Genomic DNA, 5,817 nt, shown 5'->3' with positions numbered 1-5,817 from the left:
GGGAGCGCGAGCTGCTGCGCGCGCTGCGGGCCCGGCCGGCCCTCACGGACCTGCGCGGCCTGTTCGTCCAGCGCGCCGCCGTGGTCGAGGACTGCCGGCTGCGGCTGAGGGCGGCCACGCGGCGCGGCCTGGCGCGGCGGTCGGACCACCTGCGCGGCACCCTCGCCCACCTTCGGGCCCTGTCGCCCGCCGCCACCCTGGACCGTGGCTACGCCATCGTGCGGACCGTGCCGGACGCGGCCGTGGTCCGTGGCGCGGACGAGGTGTCCGTCGGCGGCAACCTCGTCGTCACGCTGGCCCGCGGCCACCTGGGCGTCACGGTCGCCGGCGTCACGCTCGCCGGGGAGACCGCACCGCAGGCAGACCCGGACGCCACCACGACGAGGAGCACCCCGTGACCCCTGCGAGCGACCCGACCGCCACCCGCCCGCCCTCCGGTGCTGCTGGTGCTGCCGGCCCCTCCGGTGGTGCCGGTGCTCGCGGGGCTGCCGGCGCCCCCGGCGATGACGACCGGCCCGACCCGGCGTCCCTGCCGTACGAGGCCGCCCGCGACGAGCTCGTCGAGGTGGTCCGCCGCCTGGAGTCCGGGAGCACCGACCTGGAGGAGTCGCTCGCGCTGTGGGAGCGGGGCGAGGCGCTCGCCGCACGCTGCCAGGAGGTGCTCGACGGGGCCCTCGTGCGGCTCGACGCCCGCGCTGCCGGGCCGGCGCCCGACGCCGGCTAGCGTCCGCCGCCGGGGCTGCCGGGGGGACCAGGGGTCAGGGCACGAGCGCCGCTGACACCGCCTCGACCACCTCGCGCAGGTCCTCGGAGCCCGACGACGCGCTGACCGTGGTGGTGAGCGCGCCGGCGCCGCCCTCGGGGTCCTCGTACGTCCACGCGGTCCGGCCGTCGCCCCGCTCCTGCACGGTCCACGTGAGGCCGCCCACGTCGACGGGCTCGGGCAGCCCCGGCCTGCCCTCGTCCGAGCGGGTCAGCCACTCCTCGGTGGGGTCGACGGCCTGCTCGAGGTCGACGCGCCGCTCGCCGGGCGACAGCACCCCGACGCGCCAGGTGCCGACCTCGTCGGTCTCCTCGGTGCGGGCGTAGTCCAGCCGCCACCCCTCGTCCAGGGGGACGACCGCCTCGGCGGGCAGGTCGGCCATGGGTTCGTCGGCGGCACCGGGGGCGAGCAGCAGGGGCTGGGTCCCGAGCGCGGCCTCGGCCTCCTGCACGGCGACCGCGGCCTCGGCGTCGGACACCTGCGGCTGGTCCACCTCGTCCGGCTGCGGGGCGAGCAGCAGGATGCCGCCGACGCAGGCGAGGATCACGACCATGCTCAGGACCATGTCGCGCGCGGTCCCCCTGCCCCGGCTGCGCGCCGGCGGGGCACCGGTCGGGCCCCCGGCGGTGCTGCCGGCGGCCTGCGGCGGGGTGGCAGGACCGTCTGCCGGGCTGGTCGGCGCGGGCGTCTCCGGATGGCTCACGTGCACATGGTCGCCGATGGCTAGCCTGCGCTCATGGTGAGGGCTCTGGTCGTGGGTGAGGCACTGGTCGACGTCGTCCGCGGTCCCGGCGGCGAGGCGCTCGGCCGCCACCCCGGGGGCAGCCCCGCCAACGTCGCGCTGGGCCTGTCCCGGCTCGGGCACCGCGCCGAGCTGCTCACCTGGGTCGGCGAGGACGAGGACGGCGCCCTGGTCACCGACCACCTGGCCGCCTCGGGCGTGCGCCTGGTCCCGGGCAGCACCGGCGCCGCGCGCACCTCGACCGCGACCGCCACCCTCGACGCCGCCGGCGTCGCCACGTACGACTTCGACCTGGACGCCTCGATGCCGTCGGTCGACCTGGACGCCCTCGCAGGGCCCGAGGGCTTCGACGTGGTGCACACGGGGTCGATCGCCGCGGTCCTCGCGCCGGGGGCGTCCGTGGTCGAGGGGCTGCTGTCGCGCACCCGCCACCGCGCCACGGTGTCCTACGACCCGAACGCCCGCCCGGCGCTCATGGGCGACCCGGACGTGGCGCTGGCCAAGGTGCTCGCCTACGTGGGCACCGCCGACGTGGTCAAGGTGAGCGACGAGGACCTGGAGTGGCTGCGGCCAGGCGTCGACCCGCTCGACGTCGCGGGCTCGTGGCTCATGCGCGGGGCCGCGCTCGTCGTCGTCACCCGGGGCGAGGGGGGTGCCGACGCGCTGGGCGCCGCCGGCCACGTCCACGTCGACAGCCCGCCCACCCGCGTCGTGGACACGGTGGGCGCCGGTGACTCGTTCATGTCGGGCCTGCTGGACGGCCTCGCCCGCCACGGCCTGCTCGGGGCGTCCCGCCGGGCGGCGCTGCGGGCAGTCGACACGCGCACCGTGGCGACCGTGCTCGCGCACGCGGCGGGCATCGCGTCGATCACCTGCTCACGGCCCGGCGCCGACCCGCCGTGGGCCGCCGACCTGACGCCCCCGCCCGCAGCGACCGAGGAGCACCCGTGACCGGCGTGACCGACGCGACCGACGCGACCGACGCGACCGGCGCGACGCCGCCCGTGCCCGCCACCCCCGGGGACGCCTGGGCCGAGCTGGCCGCCGGCAACGCCCGCTTCGCCGCCGACGAGGCGCTGCGGCCGAACGCCGACGCCGCCCAGCGCCGCCGGGTGAGCACCGGCCAGCGTCCCTTCGCCGTGGTCCTGGGCTGCTCGGACTCCCGCGTGGCGGCCGAGCTGGTCTTCGACCGCGGTCTCGGCGACCTCTTCGTCGTCCGCACCGCGGGGCACGCGCTGGACACGGCGGTCCTGGGCTCGGTGGAGTTCGCGACGTCGGTGCTCGGCGTGCCGCTGCTCGTCGTCCTGGGGCACGACTCCTGCGGGGCGGTGTCGGCGGCGCTGACCTCGCGGCAGGACGGGAGCGTCCCCGGCGGGTTCGTGCGGGACATCGTCGAGCGGGTCACCACGAGCGTCCTCGCCGCCGAGCACCGCGGCGAGACCGGCGTCGACGACATCGTCCGCGAGCACGTCCGCGCCACCGCCCGCCAGCTCGTCGAACGGTCCGAGGCGGTCCGGGAGGCCGTCTCCGCCGGCAGGCTCGGGGTGGTCGGCGCGACGTACACGCTGGCCGACGGCCTCGTGCAGCTGGTCCACGCCGAGGGCGTCGAGCTCGCGGACGCACCCCCCGCCGGCTGACCCGGCCAGGTCCACGTCCCCGGCGGGCCCGTCACGCGCACCGGGCCCGGGCGGACCGACCAGGCCCCGCGACGGGACTCAGCGGCCGGGCAGCCCCAGCAGCCGGGGCACGCGGGCCCGGTAGGCCTCGTAGCGCTCGCCGAACAGCCCGGCGAGCGCCCTGTCCTCCTCGAGGGCCTTGACGTGCAGCACGGCGGCGAGGCCGACGGCGGACACGACGGTGCTCAGCCGGCCACGCAGCAGCACCGCGCCGAGCGAGGCGACGAGCAGCCCGGCGTACAGCGGGTGCCGGCTCAGCGCGTACGGGCCCTCCGTCCTCAGCTGCGCGCCCTCGCGGGGCGTCGTCGCGGGGGTGAGCTCGCTGCCCAGCGACGTGGCGGACGCCGTCGACAGGGCGATGCCGCCCGCGAGGCCGACCACGCCGGCCGCCCGCACCGCTGCCGGCAGCCGCACCGCGGGCCCTCCGGGCAGCAGGTGCCCGACCATCGCCGCGCCCTGCAGCGGCACCAGCCACCCCGGCCGCACCCAGCCGGTCACCAGCCACCGGACCAGGCGGCGGACAGCGGTCCCGGGGTCGTCGGCGGCGTGCCTGCTCATGGGTCCGAGCGTGGCACCCGCGGCCCCGCCCCGCCACGACGCGCGGGGCGCCGAGCGGCCAGGATGGGGGCATGACGACCCACGCAGCCGAACCAGAGTTCCGCGTCGAGCACGACACGATGGGCGAGGTGAGGGTGCCCGCGGCGGCCCTCTACCGCGCCCAGACGCAGCGCGCCGTCGAGAACTTCCCCATCAGCGGCACCGGTCTGGAGCGCGCCCACGTCGTCGCGCTCGCCCGGGTCAAGAAGGCCGCCGCCCAGGTCAACGCCGACCTCGGCGTGCTCGAGCGGCCCGTCGCGGACGCGATCGCCGCGGCGGCCGACGAGGTGGTCGAGGGCGCGCCGTCTGGCCGCTTCGACGCGGAGTTCCCCGTCGACGTCTTCCAGACCGGCTCGGGCACCTCGAGCAACATGAACATGAACGAGGTGCTCGCCACCCTGGCGACCCGCCACCTCGGCTCCGACGTGCACCCCAACGACCACGTCAACGCCTCGCAGTCCAGCAACGACGTGTTCCCGACCTCGGTGCACGTGGCGACGACGTCGGCCCTGGCGCAGGACACCGTCCCCGCGCTGGAGCACCTCGCGGAGGCGCTCGAGGCCAAGGCCGCCGAGCTCGCCGACGTCGTGACCTCCGGTCGCACCCACCTCATGGACGCCACCCCGGTCACCCTCGGCCAGGAGTTCGCCGGCTGGGCGGCCCAGGTCCGCCGCGGGGTCGAGCGCGTCGTCGCGACGCTGCCCCGCGTGGCCGAGGTCCCCCTCGGCGGCACCGCCGTCGGCACGGGCATCAACACCCCGCCCGGGTTCGCGGCCGCCGTCGTCGAGCGGCTCGCCGCCGAGACCGGCCTGCCCGTCACCGAGGCGCGCGACCACTTCGAGGCGCAGGGCGCCCGCGACGGGCTCGTCGAGGCCTCCGGCGCGCTCCGCACGGTCGCGGTCAGCCTCACGAAGGTCTGCAACGACCTGCGGTGGAAGTCCTCGGGCCCCACGACCGGCCTCGCCGAGATCCGGCTGCCCGACCTCCAGCCCGGCAGCTCGATCATGCCGGGCAAGGTCAACCCGGTCCTGCCGGAGGCCACGCTCATGGTCTGCTCGCAGGTGGTCGGCAACGACGCCGCCGTGGCGTGGGCGGGTGCGTCGGGCACGTTCGAGCTCAACGTGCAGATCCCCGTCATGGCCCGCAACGTCCTGGAGTCCGCCCGGCTGCTCGCCAACGCGTCCCGGCTGCTCGCCGACCGCTGCGTCGCGGGCATCGAGGCCGACGTCGAGCGCTGCCGTGCCTTCGCGGAGTCCTCGCCGTCGATCGTCACCCCGCTCAACCGGGTGATCGGCTACGAGGCGGCCGCCAAGGTCGCCAAGCACGCCCTCAAGGAGCGCATCACGATCAAGGAGGCCGTGGTGGCGCTCGGCCATGTCGACGGCGAGCGCCTGACGGAGTCCCAGCTCGACGCCTACCTCGACGTGACGACGATGACGGGGCCGACCGGCCAGGGCTGAGCCGCCTCGCGGGCCCCACCCGGGGGCCGCACCAGGGACGGCACCAGCACGCACGAGGGCCCCGCACCGTGACGGTGCGGGGCCCTCGTCGCTCAGCGGCCCAGCGGCTCGCGGGAGCAGCGGCCCGGAGGCCGGTCGCTCAGTACCAGTTCTTCGCCTTGCTGTGGGACCAGGCGGCGCAGGGGCTGCCGTAGCGGCCGTCGATGTAGCCGAGGCCCCACTGGATCTGGGTGGCGGGGTTGGTCTCCCAGTCCGAGCCGGCCGACGACATCTTGCTGCCGGGCAGGGCCTGCGGGATGCCGTAGGCGCTGGAGCTGGGGTTGTCGGCGGTGTGCTTCCAGCCGGACTCCTTCTGCCACAGACTGTCCAGGCAGGACCACTGGTCCTCGCCGAAGCCGTAGGCGAGCATGAGCTCCAGGCCCAGCGCCCGGTTCGAGCCGGGGTCGACGGGGCGGTCGTCGGCGGCGGACGCGGCGGCGGCCTCCTGCGCCTCCTCGGCGGCCTCGGCCTCCTCCGCGGCGACCCGCTCGGCCTCCACGCGGGCGGCCTCCTCGGCGGCGACGCGCTCGGCCTCGACCC

8 protein-coding genes are annotated in these 5,817 nt (G+C 76.9%); 5 read left to right on the top strand and 3 right to left on the bottom strand.

The window, feature by feature from the left end:
- Both WCS02_RS16510 and WCS02_RS21195 read left to right on the top strand, forming a co-directional pair.
- The coding region (locus WCS02_RS16510) for an exodeoxyribonuclease VII large subunit (protein WP_340295217.1) at positions 1-398 on the top strand (398 nt) is incomplete at its 5' end.
- Positions 395-724 carry an exodeoxyribonuclease VII small subunit gene (locus WCS02_RS21195; protein WP_376984011.1) on the top strand — a complete coding sequence of 110 codons (330 nt, stop codon included), beginning with the start codon at positions 395-397 and terminating at the stop codon, positions 722-724. The genes WCS02_RS16510 and WCS02_RS21195, both read left to right, overlap by 4 nt.
- A gap of 34 nt (positions 725-758) precedes the next feature.
- Here WCS02_RS21195 and WCS02_RS16500 read toward each other — a convergent pair whose 3' ends face one another.
- On the bottom strand, positions 759-1,466 hold the full coding sequence (locus tag WCS02_RS16500) for a DUF4245 family protein (protein WP_340295215.1): 708 nt from the start codon (positions 1,464-1,466) through the stop codon (positions 759-761).
- Positions 1,467-1,499: 33 nt separating this feature from the next.
- Here WCS02_RS16500 and WCS02_RS16495 point away from each other — a divergent pair, with 33 nt between their 5' ends.
- The gene (locus WCS02_RS16495; RefSeq protein WP_340295213.1) at positions 1,500-2,456 is read left to right on the top strand and encodes a carbohydrate kinase family protein; all 957 of its coding nucleotides are present in this window, start codon (positions 1,500-1,502) and stop codon (positions 2,454-2,456) included.
- A complete protein-coding gene (locus tag WCS02_RS16490; protein ID WP_340295211.1) occupies positions 2,453-3,142 on the top strand; it encodes a carbonic anhydrase in 690 nt (229 codons plus the stop codon). The genes WCS02_RS16495 and WCS02_RS16490 overlap by 4 nt, the downstream gene beginning before the upstream one ends.
- Positions 3,143-3,220: 78 nt before the next feature.
- Here the strand turns inward: WCS02_RS16490 and WCS02_RS16485 are convergent, their stop codons facing one another.
- Complete coding sequence (locus WCS02_RS16485) at positions 3,221-3,739, bottom strand: methyltransferase family protein (RefSeq protein ID WP_340295209.1); 519 nt, start codon at positions 3,737-3,739, stop codon at positions 3,221-3,223.
- Positions 3,740-3,810: 71 nt separating this feature from the next.
- Between WCS02_RS16485 and WCS02_RS16480 the strand changes: the two genes are divergently transcribed.
- Entirely contained in the window at positions 3,811-5,238 is a 1,428-nt protein-coding gene (locus WCS02_RS16480) for a class II fumarate hydratase (protein ID WP_340295207.1), read from the top strand.
- Between the two features lie 139 nt (positions 5,239-5,377).
- Here WCS02_RS16480 and WCS02_RS16475 read toward each other — a convergent pair.
- The coding region (locus tag WCS02_RS16475) for an aggregation-promoting factor C-terminal-like domain-containing protein (RefSeq protein WP_479688808.1) at positions 5,378-5,817 on the bottom strand (440 nt) is incomplete at its 5' end.

The sequence above is a fragment of the Aquipuribacter hungaricus genome (assembly GCF_037860755.1).
GTDB lineage: Bacteria > Actinomycetota > Actinomycetes > Actinomycetales > JBBAYJ01 > Aquipuribacter > Aquipuribacter hungaricus.
Note: the sequence above shows the minus strand (reverse complement) of the source record. Positions and strands in the feature narration are given on the sequence as shown.

Excerpts from the sequence above, each read along its gene's own strand:
- WCS02_RS16480 (WP_340295207.1), top strand. The coding sequence starts at position 3,811 with ATGACGACCCACGCAGCCGAACCAGAGTTCCGCGTCGAGCACGACACG.
- WCS02_RS16485 (WP_340295209.1), bottom strand. The coding sequence starts at position 3,739 with ATGAGCAGGCACGCCGCCGACGACCCCGGGACCGCTGTCCGCCGCCTG.
- WCS02_RS16495 (WP_340295213.1), top strand. The coding sequence starts at position 1,500 with ATGGTGAGGGCTCTGGTCGTGGGTGAGGCACTGGTCGACGTCGTCCGC.